The sequence below is a fragment of the Roseovarius salis genome (genome assembly GCF_044472985.1).
GTDB classification, from domain to species: Bacteria; Pseudomonadota; Alphaproteobacteria; order Rhodobacterales; family Rhodobacteraceae; genus Roseovarius; species Roseovarius salis.
The window spans coordinates 1-14847 of the sequence record NZ_JBISDG010000031.1 but is presented as its reverse complement, the minus strand read 5'-3'; the positions used below and the strand labels follow the sequence as shown (position 1 = coordinate 14847).

The 14847-nt window shown below is 65.6% G+C and carries 15 protein-coding genes and 1 pseudogene; 14 read left to right on the top strand and 2 right to left on the bottom strand.

The annotated features are described in order from the left end of the window. Positions 1-191 precede the first annotated feature (191 nt). The 5 genes from ACH13J_RS13140 to ACH13J_RS13120 all read left to right on the top strand — a co-directional run bounded on the left by ACH13J_RS13140 (position 192) and on the right by ACH13J_RS13120 (position 6294). Positions 192-1667 (top strand): ABC transporter substrate-binding protein, encoded by a 1476-nt coding sequence (locus ACH13J_RS13140; RefSeq protein WP_397543796.1) that lies wholly within the window; start codon positions 192-194, stop codon positions 1665-1667. A 118-nt stretch (positions 1668-1785) separates the two neighbouring features. Beyond that, positions 1786-2733 carry an ABC transporter permease subunit gene (locus ACH13J_RS13135; RefSeq protein ID WP_397543795.1) on the top strand — a complete coding sequence of 316 codons (948 nt, stop codon included), beginning with the start codon at positions 1786-1788 and terminating at the stop codon, positions 2731-2733. Continuing rightward, complete coding sequence (locus tag ACH13J_RS13130; protein ID WP_397543794.1) at positions 2730-3545, top strand: ABC transporter permease subunit; 816 nt, start codon at positions 2730-2732, stop codon at positions 3543-3545. Before ACH13J_RS13135 ends, ACH13J_RS13130 begins: the two co-directional genes overlap by 4 nt. After that, the gene (locus ACH13J_RS13125) at positions 3542-5131 is read left to right on the top strand and encodes a dipeptide ABC transporter ATP-binding protein (RefSeq protein WP_397543793.1); all 1590 of its coding nucleotides are present in this window, start codon (positions 3542-3544) and stop codon (positions 5129-5131) included. The genes ACH13J_RS13130 and ACH13J_RS13125 overlap by 4 nt, the downstream gene beginning before the upstream one ends. Further along, on the top strand, positions 5128-6294 hold the full coding sequence (locus ACH13J_RS13120; RefSeq protein ID WP_397543792.1) for a DNA glycosylase AlkZ-like family protein: 1167 nt from the start codon (positions 5128-5130) through the stop codon (positions 6292-6294). The genes ACH13J_RS13125 and ACH13J_RS13120 overlap by 4 nt, the downstream gene beginning before the upstream one ends. Before the next feature lie 16 nt (positions 6295-6310). On the opposite strand, the gene ACH13J_RS13115 is transcribed toward ACH13J_RS13120, so the two are convergent. Then, a complete protein-coding gene (locus tag ACH13J_RS13115) occupies positions 6311-6931 on the bottom strand; it encodes an isochorismatase family protein (protein WP_397543791.1) in 621 nt (206 codons plus the stop codon). A gap of 116 nt (positions 6932-7047) precedes the next feature. Here ACH13J_RS13115 and ACH13J_RS13110 point away from each other — a divergent pair, with 116 nt between their 5' ends. The 7 genes from ACH13J_RS13110 (at position 7048) to ACH13J_RS13080 (ending at position 13258) form a co-directional block, all read left to right on the top strand. Then, positions 7048-7788, top strand: a complete 741-nt coding sequence (locus ACH13J_RS13110) for an SDR family oxidoreductase (protein ID WP_397543790.1) — start codon at positions 7048-7050, stop codon at positions 7786-7788. A 154-nt stretch (positions 7789-7942) separates the two neighbouring features. Next, positions 7943-8989, top strand: a complete 1047-nt coding sequence (gene gmd / locus ACH13J_RS13105) for a GDP-mannose 4,6-dehydratase (RefSeq protein ID WP_397543789.1) — start codon at positions 7943-7945, stop codon at positions 8987-8989. Beyond that, positions 8982-9932: a GDP-L-fucose synthase gene (fcl, locus tag ACH13J_RS13100; protein ID WP_397543788.1), complete on the top strand. Its 951-nt coding sequence runs from the start codon at positions 8982-8984 to the stop codon at positions 9930-9932. Before gmd ends, fcl begins: the two co-directional genes overlap by 8 nt. An 11-nt stretch (positions 9933-9943) precedes the next feature. Next, positions 9944-10495, top strand: a complete 552-nt coding sequence (locus tag ACH13J_RS13095; RefSeq protein WP_397543787.1) for a methyltransferase domain-containing protein — start codon at positions 9944-9946, stop codon at positions 10493-10495. Between the two features lie 157 nt (positions 10496-10652). Beyond that, the gene (locus tag ACH13J_RS13090; protein WP_397543786.1) at positions 10653-11885 is read left to right on the top strand and encodes an MFS transporter; all 1233 of its coding nucleotides are present in this window, start codon (positions 10653-10655) and stop codon (positions 11883-11885) included. A gap of 32 nt (positions 11886-11917) precedes the next feature. Continuing rightward, on the top strand, positions 11918-12790 hold the full coding sequence (locus ACH13J_RS13085) for a 50S ribosomal protein L11 methyltransferase (RefSeq protein ID WP_397543785.1): 873 nt from the start codon (positions 11918-11920) through the stop codon (positions 12788-12790). Positions 12791-12943: 153 nt separating this feature from the next. After that, the gene (locus ACH13J_RS13080) at positions 12944-13258 is read left to right on the top strand and encodes a hypothetical protein (protein WP_397543784.1); all 315 of its coding nucleotides are present in this window, start codon (positions 12944-12946) and stop codon (positions 13256-13258) included. Between the two features lie 131 nt (positions 13259-13389). On the opposite strand, the gene ACH13J_RS13075 is transcribed toward ACH13J_RS13080, so the two are convergent. Continuing rightward, complete coding sequence (locus tag ACH13J_RS13075; protein ID WP_397543783.1) at positions 13390-13578, bottom strand: DUF1127 domain-containing protein; 189 nt, start codon at positions 13576-13578, stop codon at positions 13390-13392. Between the two features lie 275 nt (positions 13579-13853). Here ACH13J_RS13075 and ruvC point away from each other — a divergent pair, with 275 nt between their 5' ends. Together ruvC and ruvA are read left to right on the top strand one after the other, a co-directional pair. Next, entirely contained in the window at positions 13854-14351 is a 498-nt protein-coding gene (gene ruvC, locus ACH13J_RS13070) for a crossover junction endodeoxyribonuclease RuvC (RefSeq protein WP_397543782.1), read from the top strand. Beyond that, positions 14348-14782 (top strand): annotated as a pseudogene (gene ruvA, locus ACH13J_RS13065) (Holliday junction branch migration protein RuvA); the annotation flags it as partial. The gene ruvC and the pseudogene ruvA, both read left to right, overlap by 4 nt. Between the last annotated feature and the right edge of the window lie 65 nt (positions 14783-14847).

The following is a 14847-nucleotide window of genomic DNA, read 5'->3' as shown; positions in this document are numbered from 1 at the left end:
ATGAGCTTGCAGGCGGGAGCATTCATGAGAAAACCTTGAATTCGGTGGGCCGCGTCAGGTGTTTATCAGGACGCGCCGGCGTGTTCCACCATCCGCGGGCGCGTGGTGGTTGATCATGCGTCGGTTTGCGGTGACACTCGTCACCGGGGCACGCGTGATCGCGGACGTGCAAAGGAGAGGGGAGCCGAAAGATGACGAATCTGAGACATCTGGCAATGGCCGGCGCTGTGACGCTGGCGGCCGCGGGGGCCGAGGCCAAGACGGATCTGGTGGTCGGCCTGAACCTCGAGCCGCCGCATCTCGACCCCACGAGCGCGGCGGCCGGCGCGATTGACCAGGTGCTCTACGCCAACGTGTTCGAGGGGCTCACGCGGTTCGGCCCCGACGGCTCGGTGAACCCCGGGCTCGCCGAGAGTTGGGAGATATCGGGCGACGGGACGGTTTACACGTTCAGGCTCCATGACGGCGTGATGTTCCACGACGGCACCGCGCTTGATGCAGGGGACGTGAAATTCACCCTCGACCGCGCCCGCGACGAGAACAGCCAGAACGCCCAGAAGGCCCTGTTCGAAGGGATCGAGGCTGTCGAGGTCGTGGACGAGCTGACCGTCAAGGTCACGCTGAAGGCGCCCGACGGCAATTTCCTTTTCAACATGGCGTGGGGAGACGCGGTGATCGTGGCGCCCGAGAGCATCGGCGGAATCAAGCAGGAGCCCGTCGGCACCGGTGCCTTCATGTTCGACGACTGGGTGCAGGGGGACCGGATCACGCTTGTCCGGAATCCCGACTACTGGGGGAACCCGGCAAAGCTGACGGAGGCCACGTTCAAGTTCATCTCCGACCCCACGGCGGCCTTTGCCGCGGTGATGGCCGAGGATGTCCATGCCTTTCCCGGCTTCCCCGCGCCCGAGAACCTGCCGCAGTTCGAAGCCGATCCAAGGTTCCAGGTGCTGGTTGGGTCCACGGAGGGGGAAACCATCCTGTCGATCAACAACGCGCAGCCCCCGCTCGACCGGTTGGAGGTGCGCAAGGCCATTGCCCATGCGATCGACCGGCAGGAGATCATCGACGGCGCGATGTTCGGTCTGGGCACGCCCATCGGCACGCATTTCGCCCCGCACCATCCCGATTACGTCGACCTGACAGGCATGTCCGGACACGATCCGGAAAAATCGAAGGCGCTGCTGGCCGAAGCTGGGTATCCGGACGGGTTCGAGACGACGCTCAAGCTGCCGCCGCCCTCCTATGCGCGGCGCGGGGGCGAGATCATCGCCGCGCAGCTGCGCGCCGTGGGGATCGAGGCCGAGATCACCAACCTGCAATGGGCGCAATGGCTGGAGCAGGTGTTCCGCGGCAAGGATTACGGGCTGACCATCGTCAGCCATACCGAGCCGTTCGACATCGGCATCTATGCGCGGCCCGATTACTATTTCCAGTATGACAGCCCCGAGTTCCAGCAGATGAACGCGGCGCTGTCGACCGAAACCGACCCGGAAGAGCGCTCGGCTCTGCTGAAGCGGATGCAGCGCAAGATCGCCAAGGATTACGTCAACGGTTATCTCTTCCAGCTGGCCACCCCGACGGTGGCCAATGCGGAGATCCGCGGGCTGTGGAAGGACGCGCCGACACAGGCCACGGACCTGACGGGGGTCCATTGGGAGAAGTGACCGGCCGGGCGCCGTTTTCCGGGCGGAAAACGGGTAAGAAAATGGGAATTTTCTTACCCGGAATTTTCGAAAATTCCGATACGGGTATTTGGACCAAGAAGAAGCCGGGGGTGGCGTGATGCTGCGATACGCGGCGCGACGGCTGGCATCGCTGATCGCCTCGCTTCTGGTGGCGTCGGTGGTAATCTTCCTTGCGCTGGAGGTCGTTCCGGGCGATCCGGCCGCCTACATGCTGGGGATCAACGCCCAGCCCGATACCGTCGCGGCGCTGCGCGCGGAGCTGGGGCTCGACCGGCCGGCGCCGCAACGTTACCTCGCCTGGATCGGCGGCATGCTGCAGGGCGATTTCGGAATTTCCTACACGTACCGCACGCCGGTGTCCGGGATGATCGCGGAGCGGCTTCAAGTCAGCCTACCGCTCGCGCTCTACGCGCTGGCGCTGTCCACCCTCGTCGCCCTGCCCGCCGGCATCTGGGCGGCGGCACGGCGCGGGTCGGCGGTGGACATGGGCGTGATGGGGATCACCCAGCTTGGCGTGGCTGTTCCGAACTTCTGGTTCGCCATGCTGATGGTGCTCGTCTTTGCCATCAACCTGCGCTGGTTCTCGGCCGGGGGATTCCCCGGTTGGGATGCCGGGATCGGGCCCGGGCTGAAGAGCCTGACCCTGCCTGCGGTTGCGCTGGCGCTGCCGCAGGCGAGCATCCTGGCGCGGGTGATGCGGTCGGCGCTGCTGGACACGCTGGGGGAGGATTTCATACGCACCGCGCGGGCCAAGGGCCTGAGCCGGAGCCAGGCGTTGCGCCGCCACGCGCTGCGCAACGCGCTCATCCCGGTGTTGACGATCCTTGGCCTGCAATTCTCCTTCCTGCTGGCGGGTGTCATCATCATCGAGAATGTCTTCTTCCTGCCGGGGCTGGGGCGGCTGGTGTTCCAGGCGATATCGGCCCGTGACCTGATCGTGGTGGAATCCGTGGTGATGTTCCTCGTTTTCGCGGTGGTCGTGGTGAATTTCGCTGTCGACCTTGCCTATGCCTGGGTTGATCCGCGGCTGAGGGGGCGGCGATGAGGGCGACGCTGATCCTCGGCGCGGCCCTGTCCGCCCTGTTCGCCGGGGTGGCGCTGCTGTCTTTGCTGTGGGTGCCGCATGGCATCGAGACCCTCGACATCGCCGCCAAGATGCAGCCGCCGACGGCCGCGCACCCGTTGGGCACCGACCATTTCGGGCGCGACATCCTGAGCATGATCATGATCGGCGCGCGAACCTCGATCGCCGTGGCGCTGGTTGCCGTCGGCATCGGCATGGGGATCGGCGTGCCGCTCGGGCTGATGGCCGCGGCGCGACGCGGCAGTTGGATCGACGAGGTGATCAGCCGTGGCAACGACCTGGTCTTCGCCTTTCCCAGCCTGCTTATCGCCGTGATGATCACGGCCGTTTTCGGCGCCGGGGCGGTCAACGCGATCATCGCGATCGGGATTTTCAACATCCCGGTTTTCGCCCGGCTCGTGCGCGGCGCGGCCATGAGCCTGTGGACGCGTGACTACGTGCTTGCCGCGCGGGTGGCGGGCAAGAGGGCGGCGCGCATCAGCTGGGAGCATGTCCTGCCCAACGTGGTGAACCTGTTGATCGTGCAGGGGACGATCCAGTTCAGCCTCGGGATCCTGGCGGAGGCGGGGCTGAGTTATGTCGGCCTCGGGGCCCAGCCCCCGCTGCCCAGCTGGGGGCGGATGCTGGCGGACAGCCAGACCATGATCTCGATCGCGCCGCACATGGCGGTCTTTCCCGGCCTCGCGATCCTGCTGACCGTGCTGGGGCTGAACCTGATGGGGGACGGGTTGCGCGACATGCTGGACCCGAGGCTGCGGAGGCGGCGGTCATGAGCCTGCTGGAGATCGCGGGGTTCAACCTCCGTATCGGCGCGGCGCCCGTGCTGCATGATGTCTCTTTCCGCGTCGAGCGTGGCGAGATCGTGGGCATCATCGGCGAGTCGGGGAGCGGCAAGTCGATGACGGCGCTGTCCGTCATCCAGCTCTTGCCGCAAGGCGCGGCCGGCGACGGGCGGATCAGCCTGGCCGGAAAGGACGTGACCACGCTCTCCGAACGTGCGCTCTGCCGGCTCAGGGGCAGCGAGGTCGGCATGGTGTTCCAGGAGCCGATGACAGCCCTCAATCCGCTGCAGACCATCGGTCAGCAGGTCGCCGAAACCATCCTGATCCACGAGAACACGACACGCAGGCAGGCGCTGGCTCGGGCAGCCGATGCGCTCGACAGGGTGGAAATGCCGCAGAGCCGTTTCCCGCTCTCGAGATATCCGCACGAGCTGTCGGGCGGACAGCGCCAGCGGGTTGGTATCGCCATGGCGATCGCCCTGCGTCCCAGCCTGCTGATCGCCGACGAGCCGACCACCGCGCTGGACGTGACCACCCAGGCTGAGGTTCTGCGTCTTTTGAAGCGTCTCGTGCAGGAGGACGGGATGGGCCTTGTGCTCATCAGCCACGATCTGGGGGTCGTGTCGGGCATGGCCGACCGGATCGTGATCATGCGCCACGGCAGGGTGGTCGAGGAGGGCACGTTTGCCACCCTCGGGCATCCCTATTCGCGGGCCTTGCTGGAGGCGTCGGACCACGTGCCGCCGCGCGCGGGCGCCCGGGGCGAAGGGACGCTGCTCGAGGTGCGCGGGGTGGTGCGCGAATACGGCACGCCGCGCCGGGGCTGGCTTGGCAAGCCGGGGGTGTTCCGCGCAGTGGACGGGGTGAGCTTCGAGATACGCCGGGGCGAGAACCTTGGGCTGGTGGGGGAGTCGGGCTGTGGGAAATCCACGCTGACCCGGGCCATACTGGGGCTGGAGGATGTGCAGGCGGGCAAGGTACTACTCGACGGGCAGCCTGTATACGATGGCCAGAGGGCCAACCGCGCGGTGCGCCGGCGGATGCAGGTGGTGTTCCAGGACCCGTACGGAAGCTTCAACCCGCGCTGGACGGTCGCGCGGCTCGTCAGCGAACCCTTCCACCTGCTTGACGATCCGCCAAGGGGTGCGGAAAGGCAGCGCGCGGTCTCGGACGCGCTGGAAAGCGTGGGCCTTTCGCGCGAGGACGGGCAAAAGTACATCCACGAGTTCAGCGGCGGACAGCGCCAACGTATCGCCATCGCCCGTGCCCTTATCATCCGGCCAGAGCTCATCATCCTCGACGAGGCCGTAAGCGCGCTCGATGTGTCCATCCGCGCGCAAATCCTCGACCTGCTGGCCGACCTCGGGCGCCGCTTCGGCCTGACCTACCTGTTCATCAGCCATGATCTGTCGGTTGTGCGCAACGTGACCGACAGGGTGCTTGTCATGCGGGGTGGACGGATCGTGGAGGAGGGGGCGACCGAGACGGTGTTCACTGCGCCGTCCCATCCCTATACGCGGCGCCTGATCGATGCCCTGCCGCGATTGCCGCGCATGGCGGCGGGGGGTGGTGCATGAGGGCGCGGCTGCGCATTCCCAACCGCGATGCGCGGCGGCTGTGGCTCTGGACCAACGGGCTGGCCGGGACGCCTGGCGGGCGCGTCGATGTCATGGCGCTGGTCCGCGCTCTGGGCTTTGTGCAGATCGACACGATCCGAAACGTCACCCGCGCGCATAACCACATTCTGTGGAGCCGTAACCAGGCCTACCGCGAGGGGATGGTCTGGCCATTGCTGGAACGGCGCGAGCTTTTCGAGCATTTCACGCATGACGCCTCTCTCATCCCGATGGAGGTACTGCCCTTGTGGCAGCGCCAGTTTCGCCGGCTGGGGAACAAGGCCGCGCGCGAGCCGTGGTACCAGTCCGGGTTGGGGGCGGAGGAAACCGCCCGCATCCGGGAGCGGATCGCCGCAGAGGGGGCGCTGTCGAGCCACGCCTTCGAAACGCGGGCGGAAAGCCGCGAGATGTGGGTGCGACCGCCGCACAAGCGGGCGCTGGACCAGATGTGGTATGCCGGCGATCTGGCGACCAGCAGGCGCGAGAATTTCGTCAAGTTCTACGATCTGGGCAGGCGGGTCTTCCCGGCGCAACTGTGCGAGGGACCCGGCGCGCGCGAGGCGGCCGATCTGCTATGCGACCGGGCGATCGACCGGCTGAGCCTCGGGACGATTGGCGAGGTGCGCCGGTTCTGGGCCGTCGCCGAGGCTGCGGAGGCGCGCGATTGGGCCGCCCGCCGCCCTTTGGTGCCCGTCACAGTGCAAGGGGCCGACGGCGTATGGCGCGAGGCATTGGGCGCCCCCGATATCGAGGCACGGCTGGCATCGGCCCCCGCGTTATCGGGGCGCATGAGGCTGCTCAACCCCTTCGACCCGGCGATCCGCGACCGTACCCGGCTGGAGCGGCTGTTCGGCTTTGCCTACCGCAACGAGATGTTCGTGCCGCGCTACAAGCGCCGTTGGGGCTATTACGTCTACCCGCTGCTTGAAAAGGATCGTTTCGTCGGCCGCTGCGAACTCAAGGCGGACCGCTCCGAGGGGTGGCTGCGCGTCACCGGGTTCTGGCCGGAGCTGGGGGTGAAATGGGGCGCGGCACGGGTGGAAAAACTGGAGGCGGAGCTGGTGAGGTTCGCACGGCTGGCGGGCATCCGCGAGATTGCATGGGACGTGAACAGGCCGGCGTAAGGTGCCGCGAAGTGAGCTACTCGTTGCCCTGAACGCGATCCAGATCAGGGGCTTTGGCCTTGGTCAGGGCAAGCGCCTGATCGGTCGAGAGCGCTGTGCAGAATTCCCCGTGCAGCGAGGCCACCGACAGCGCATGAACGGTTTCGGGGTCATGATCGGCGCCGTCCGGGCCGATACGGTTGGTGGTGGCGCAGGCATCGGGCACGAGGTAGGTGTCGTAGCCCAGGTTGCCGGCCATCCGGGTGGAGGTTTCGACGCAGAAATTGGTGAAGAAACCGACGATCACCAGCCGGGTGATGCCGTGCTGGCGCATCCTGAGTTCGATATCGGTGCCGATGAAGGCCGAATTCACGTCCTTGCGGATGATGATCTCGCCGGGCCGGGGCTCGAAGCCGTCGATCATCTCGCCCGTGGGCAGCGAGAGTTTGAGGGGCGAGGCGGCTTCGCGGCTGTCATGCTGGGTGTAGATCACCGGCAGGCCATTCTCGCGCCATGCCGCCAGCAGGCGGGCCATCTCGGCCTCGGCGCCGGGGTTGTTGCGGCGCCCCGTCGGCCCGCCCCAGTGTTCGAGCACGTTCACGCCTTTCTGCACGTCGATCAGAAGGAGGGCGGTTTCGGGGCCGAATTTCTGGATCATGGGCGGTGTCCTTTGCGATGTAGGTCCGGGGCGTGCCGGTTCCGGCGTCAGGAAACTGGTAGCGGCGGGCCAAAGGCGATAGCAAGAGCGAAACAGGCATCTAGGGAGAAGCGGACATGCGGCTTGAGGGAAAGACGGCCATCGTAACCGGCGGGGCGAGCGGGTTCGGCGAGGGGATCGTGCGAAAGTTCGTTGCCGAGGGGGCGCAGGTGATGATTGCCGATATCAACGGCGACAAGGCCGCGGCGCTGGCCGACGAACTGGGCGCGAGCGCCTGCGCCGTCGATGTCTCGGACCCCGCCAGCGTCAGGGCGTTGGGGCTTGCCGCTGAAAAGACGCTCGGCAACGTGGAGATCGTGGTCAACAATGCTGGCGTGACACATCTGCCGCAGCCGCTGGAGGAGGTCCCCGAAGAGGAGTTCGACCGCGTCTTCGCGGTCAACTGCAAGTCCGTGTACCTGACTGCCCGCGTTTTCGTGCCAAGGATGAAAGGCGGCAATGGCGGCGCGATTCTCAACGTGGCGTCCACCGCGGGGGTCAGCCCGCGGCCCCGGCTCAACTGGTACAACGCGTCCAAGGGATGGATGAACACGGCGACCAAGGCGATGGCGGTGGAACTCGCGCCGTCGGGCATCCGCGTGAACGCGATCAACCCTGTGGCGGGCGAGACGCCGTTGCTGTCGACCTTTATGGGCGAGGACACGCCCGAGATGCGGGCGAAATTCCTGTCCACCATCCCCATTGGCCGGTTCTCCACCCCCGAGGACATGGGCAACGCCGCCTGTTACCTGTGTTCGGACGAGGCGAGCATGGTCACCGGCGTCTGCATGGAGGTGGATGGCGGGCGGTGCATCTGAGGAGCGGTTCGGCAGTGCGGCGGGCCGCGCGCTTGACACCGCTTGGGGCCGTGGCGGTAGGATCCCGACGCTGCACGCGCCTTGCTGCCCAACCCCTTTTCAACCCGACCGATAGCCATTATCGGGTGTTCTTCGAACCAGCGGCGAGTATGACATGAGCCAGAAAACAGCACTCATCACGGGCGTCACCGGGCAGGACGGCGCCTATCTGGCGGAGTTCCTGCTGGAAAAGGGCTACGAGGTGCACGGCATCAAGCGGCGCACGTCGCTTTTCAACACCGCGCGCATCGACCACCTGATCGAGGGGGCGCCGGGGGCCGAGGGGCGCTTCGTGCTGCATCACGGCGACATGACCGACAGCTCGTCGCTCACCCATATCCTGCAGAAGGTGAAGCCCGACGAGGTGTATAACCTTGCCGCGCAAAGCCATGTGGCCGTGTCCTTCGAGGAGCCGGAATATACCGCCAATTCCGACGCGATGGGCGCGCTGCGCCTGCTCGAGGCGATCCGGTTCCTGGGGCTGGGCGACAAGACCCGGTTCTACCAGGCCTCGACATCCGAGCTTTACGGGTTGGTTCAGGAAGTGCCGCAGCGGGAGACAACGCCGTTTCACCCGCGCAGCCCGTACGCCGTGGCCAAGCTTTACGCCTACTGGATCACGGTGAATTACCGCGAGGCTTACGGGCTTTATGCCTGCAATGGCATTCTCTTCAACCATGAGAGCCCGATCCGGGGCGAAACCTTCGTCACCCGCAAGATCACCCGCGCGCTGGCCCGCATCAAGCTGGGGCTGCAGGAAGAGTTGCTCCTTGGCAACCTCGATGCGCGGCGCGACTGGGGCCATGCGCGCGATTACGTGCGCATGATGTGGCTGATGCTGCAACAGGAGGCGCCGGAGGATTACGTCATCGCCACCGGCCAGCAGTATTCCGTGCGCGAGTTCGTCTCCCGCGCGGCGGAGGTGCTGGACATGAGCGTGACATTCGAAGGCGACGGCCTGAATGAAATCGGCCGCGATGCGGGCGGCCGGGTGATCGTGCGCGTCGATCCGCAGTATTTCCGCCCCGCGGAGGTGGAGACGCTTCTGGGCGATGCCTCGAAGGCGCAGCAGCAACTGGGCTGGACGCCCGAGACGAGCTTCGACGACCTGGTGCGGGAGATGGTCGAAAGCGATCTGGAGGAGGCGCGGCGCCATGCCTGAGCCGCTCTATTCGCTGGCGGGCAAGCGGGTCTACGTGGCCGGGCACCGGGGCATGGTGGGGCAGGCGATCTGCCGCCGGCTTGAACGGGAGGATTGCACGGTTCTGACAGCCACGCGCGGCGAGGCCGACCTGACGCGGCAGGCGGAGGCAGAAGAGTGGATCGCCGCCAACAAGCCGGACGCCGTTTTCGTGGCTGCCGCCAAGGTGGGCGGCATCCTGGCCAATGACAGCTACCCGGCGGATTTCCTGTACGAAAACCTGATGATCGAGGCCAACATAATCCATGCCGCCCACAGGGCGGGGGTGGAAAAGCTGATGTTCCTCGGCTCCTCCTGCATCTACCCCAAGATGGCCGAGCAGCCGATGCGGGAGGAGGCGCTGCTGACCGGGCCGTTGGAGCCCACGAACGAGTGGTACGCGATTGCCAAGATCGCGGGCATCAAGCTGTGCCAGGCTTATCGCAAGCAGCATGGCGCGGATTTCATCTCGGCCATGCCCACCAACCTCTACGGTCCCGGCGACAACTACGACCTGCGAAACAGCCATGTCCTGCCCGCGCTCATCCGCAAGATGGTCGAGGCGCGCGAGGCCGGGGATCGCGAGGTGGTGATGTGGGGCACCGGCAGCCCCCTGCGCGAGTTCATGCATGCCGACGACCTGGCCGATGCGCTGATCTTCCTGATGCGGCACTATTCCGACGCGCCGCATGTCAATGTCGGTTCGGGGCAGGAAATCTCGATCCGCGCACTGGGAGAGAAGATCGCCGCCGCCGCCGGGTTCGACGGTGCCATCGTGCATGACACGGCCAAACCGGATGGCACACCCCGCAAACTGATGGATTCGTCCCGCCTGCACGGGCTTGGCTGGCGTCCGCGGATCACGCTCGATGACGGTATTGCCGGGTGCATCAAGGATTACGAGTTGCTGCGCCAAGGCGCGTAAGGGAGAGAGTGATGGGACAATATGACAAGATACACCTTGGCTGCGGCGTCAAGCATTTGCCCGGCTGGTACCACGTTGATGCGCTCGACTATGACCATGTCGATCACGTGGGCCGGGTTGAGGACCTGTCCTTCATTCCCGATAACACGGTCAAGCTGATCTATGCCTGCCACGTGCTGGAGCATTTCGGGCGCAACACCTACAAGGCTGCGCTGGCCGAATGGTGCCGGGTGCTGGCGCCCGGGGGCATCCTGCGCCTGGCCGTGCCCGATTTCGAGGCCGCGGCGCGGCTCTATCTCTCGGGCACCCTGCCGCGGGGTATCGAGGACGTGCGCGGGCTGGTGACCGGCGGGCAGCGGGACGAATACGATTTCCACGGCATGATCTTCGACGAGGCATCGCTGTCGGAGGCGCTGCGCGAGGTCGGGTTTTCCGAGACGCGGCTGTGGGACTGGCGCGAGACGGAACATGCCCACATGGACGACTATTCCCAAGCCTATATCCCACACATGGACAAGGAAAACGGAACTCTGGTGTCGCTGAACATCGAGGCGGTGAAATAGCCGCTGCATCCCCGTGGTCATGCCCGTTGCGGATGCCGGAGGCAGCGAAACTGCGCGCAGTTCATCACCGTCGCGGCCGTGGCCGTTCTCGCATCATCCTTCAACCCCCTCTGCCATGGCTCTCGCCAATCGTCGGGGAAGGGCGTAAAGGAGGCACATGACACGCATGGTTCCCCTGGCCGAGGCCAAAAACCTGCCGCTGTGGCGGCGGCCCGTGACGCTGCTTTTTCTCATGGCGGCGGCGATGCCGATCGCCTTTGCCACGTGGACGGCGCTGCTCAACAATTTCGTGATCGAGGCGGCGGGCTTCGACGGGGCGGATATCGGCTGGCTGCACACCGTGCGCGAGATCCCGGGGTTTCTCGCCATCGGGGTTATCGCCATCATCATCTTCGTACGAGAACAGGTGCTGGGGCTTGTCTCGCTCGTGTTGCTTGGTGTCGCGACGGCGTTGACGGCGCAGTTTCCCACCCTGGGCGGAATCCTGACCATCACCATGCTCAGCTCGATCGGGTTTCACTATTTCGAGACGGTCAACCAGTCGCTGCAGCTGCAATGGCTGGACAAGTTGCGCGCGCCACGGGTGCTTGGCTGGCTTGTCGCCGCGGGGTCCGCGGCGACGCTCGTTGCCTATGTCCTGATCGTCATGACATGGGAGGCGCTCGGGCTGACCTACAATACCGTTTACCTGCTGGCCGGCGGCGTGACCGCGGTGGTCGCGCTGTTCTGCCTTGTCGCCTACCCGCAGTTCGAGGCGCCCAACCCGCAGGTCAAGAGGATGGTGCTGCGCCGGCGTTACTGGCTGTATTACCTGTTGCAGTTCATGGCCGGGGCGCGCCGCCAGATCTTCGTGGTTTTCGCCGGTTTCATGATGGTCGAGAAGTTCGGCTTCGAAGTGCACGAGGTGACCGCGCTGTTTCTCGTCAACCTCGTGGCCAACATGGTCTGCGCCCCGCTCATGGGGCGTGCGGTCTACCGCTACGGGGAACGGGCGACGCTGATCTTCGAGTATCTCGGGCTGGTAATCGTGTTCCTCGCCTATGGCGGGATCTACTATTTCGGCTGGGGCGTCGTTCTGGCGGCCGCGCTGTATGTGATCGACCATCTGCTCTTTGCGCTGGCGCTGGCGCTCAAGACCTACTTCCAGAAGATCGCGGACCCCGGCGACATCGCCCCCACGGCGGCGGTGGCCTTTACCATCAACCACATCGCGGCCGTGTTCCTGCCCGCGTTGCTGGGGTATCTTTGGCTCGTCTCGCCTGCGGCGGTTTTCATTCTTGCGGCGGCGATGGCCGGCGTGTCGTTGCTGCTGGCACTTCTCATCCCGCGCCATCCCGAACCGGGGCGCGAGACGATCCTTGCCGCCCCCGCCCCGGCACCGGCGGAATGACCCACTGACCGACAGCCCGGAGGTCCCAGCTCATGCCCACCTTCACCGCGCTTACGACATTGAACGGCCAGGCCGCCGCGGAGGCGCTCGGCGAGGATATCGAAAGGATGACCCCCGCGCCCACCGGCGTCGGCACCTTCGAGATCGAGGATGGCTCCGGCCGGTGGGAGGTCGGCGCATATTTCGACGACAAGCCTGACGAGGCCGCGCTGGCGCTTCTGGCGGCGATCCACGGGGCGAACCCCTTTGCTGTTTCGGAACTGCCCGAGGTCGACTGGGTCGACAAGGTGCGGCGCGAACTGACCCCGGTCGAGGCGGGGCGTTTCTTCGTCTATGGCAGCCACGACGCCGACAAGGTGCCCGAGGGGGCGGAGGCCTTGCTGATCGAGGCGTCGATGGCGTTCGGAACCGGCCATCACGGCACGACGCAGGGCTGCCTGCTGGCGCTTGACCGGCTGGCGCGCGAAGGCATGACAGGGGGCCGTGTGCTTGACCTCGGCTGCGGTACGGCGGTTCTGGCCATGGCGGCGGCCCGGATCTGGCCCGGCACTGTTCTGGCCAGCGATATCGACGCCGTGGCGGTCGAGGTGGCGCGCGCAAACGTCGCCGCCAACGGCCTGGCCGGCCGCGTCGACTGTGTCGAGGTCGGGGGGCTCGACCATCCCCAGATCGCGGCCGCGGCGCCTTTCGATCTCATTTTCGCCAACATCCTGAAGGCCCCGCTGATCGCGCTGGCGCCCGATATCACCGACGCGCTGGCCCCCGGCGGACAGGTGATTCTCTCCGGGATTCTGAACGAGCAGGCCGACGAGGTGATCGCTGTTTACAAGGGAGCGGGAAACAATCTGGCAGACCGTGCCGAGATTGGTGAGTGGACAACGGCAGTGATGCAGAAATTAGGCTGAGCGTGCCGGCAAGTGACCGTGCAGCGGTGTCGTGTGCCCAAGTTTTGCCATAATTCGTGCCTAGCTTTCGCCGTGTTCCGGGAAAGTCGAAATACGGAGGGACTGGGCGCCGTGACGGGTTACGTGTTGCAATTGTTGAAGTTTGCGCGTCCGATGGAATTGATGCGCGTGGAACAGTACGAGGCGGACCGGGTTTCGCTTGCGCTGGAGGAGAAGCAGGACGGCGTCATCGTCCTTGTCGATGGTCCGCCGCGGCCCCTGATAACTCCCGGCGGGTTCGGCGTGTTGCTCTTGGCGTTCCTGCTGTTCAAGGCCAGCCTGATGGCCGGGCTGGGTCAAGAAACCTATGCTGGCGCCATTCATGAGCTGGAACGCGGAACCCTGCTGGAGCAGATGGGCGCGTTCATCATGGCACCTGACCTCGTGTCGCAGATGATCGCGAACGGCATTGCCGCCTTGCCGAACTGAACCCGCCCCCCGCGTGATGCCGTGCCAGCGGTTGCAACCTGGCCGCCCGTGCGCGCCGGCAGCGGGAAATGAAAAGCCCTGCCCCGTGATCCCGGGGCAGGGCTTTGCCTTTTTCAGCTGGTCTGTCGCGCTCAGAAGTTGAGACGCTTGATATCGCCGCGGGTCAGCCCGATGTCGTCGAGTTCGCGGTCGGACAGTTTGGACAGCGCCTTGCGCGTGCGGCGCGCCTCGATCCAGTGACCGAACAGCGTGAACAGCCGGAAGAGACCGCCGGAGACGCCGACGGCCGAAACGTTACGGGGAGTGTCGATGACAGCCATTGTCACGGTCCTTTCGAAATTCGTTTTGGCAGGGGGTATTTGTAAAAAGCCAATTAGTTGGGCGATCCGGGGCTGGCAAGCTGGGCAACTGCATAGTCCATATGCAAAACGTGCAAGGCTGCGGGCGTGATTTCCCACGGTGTGCCATTCACGCTGTCCCGCGGTGAAAGCCGCCGGGCATTGTGGCCATTTGCGCGACACAGCCCCATTTTTCTTGGCGGATGTTCCCGTTTCGTGCTAAGCCATCCCCAAGTGAAAAGAACGGGCAGTGAAACATGCGGGTGATGGGCATCGATCCCGGGTTGCGAAACCTCGGCTGGGGCGCGATCGACGTGGAAGGAAGCCGCATGACCCACGTGGCCAATGGCGTCTGCCGGTCCGAAGGCGCGACCCTGTCGGAGCGCCTTCTGTCATTGCACCGGCAACTGACGGAGGTGTTCGCCTGTCACGGCCCGGACATGACGGCGGTCGAGCAAACCTTTGTCAACAAGGACGGGGCTGGAACCCTGAAGCTGGGGCAGGCACGGGGGATCGCCCTTCTCGTGCCGGCCCAGTTCGGCCTGTCCGTTGGCGAGTACGCCCCCAACACCGTCAAGAAGACGGTCGTCGGCGTGGGCCACGCGCACAAGGACCAGATCGCGCACATGGTCGGGATCCAGCTTCCCGGTGTGCAAATGGCCGGTCCCGACGCGGCCGATGCGCTGGCCGTTGCGATCTGCCATGCCCATCACGCGCGGGCACCGCGGCGGCCGGTGCGGAGGGTCGGGGCGTGATCGGGCGTGTCGCCGGCCGGATCGACTATGCCACTGACGATCACGTGCTGATCGACGTGCGCGGGGTGGGCTACCTCGTCTATTGTTCGGACAGAACGCTGCAGGCCTTGCCGCCCGCGGGCGAGCATGTCGCGCTCTACACGGACCTTCTGGTGCGCGAGGACCTGCTGCAACTCTACGGTTTTGCCAGCCTTGCCGAGAAGGAATGGCACCGCCTGCTGATGACCGTTCAGGGAGTAGGGGCGAAAGCGTCGCTGGCCATTCTGGGGTCGCTCGGGGCAGAGGGCGTCAGCCGCGCCGTCGCCCTGGGGGACTGGAACGCGATCAAGACGGCCAGGGGCGTGGGGCCCAAGACCGCTCAGCGCGTGGTCAATGAGCTCAAGGACAAGGCCGCCGGGGTCATGGCGATGTCCGCGACGCCCGACCGCGCGCCGGCCCCGGTGGAGGATGCGGCGTGGCGGGGATGCCGATGATGCACGTGGTCCGTGCCGCGCTG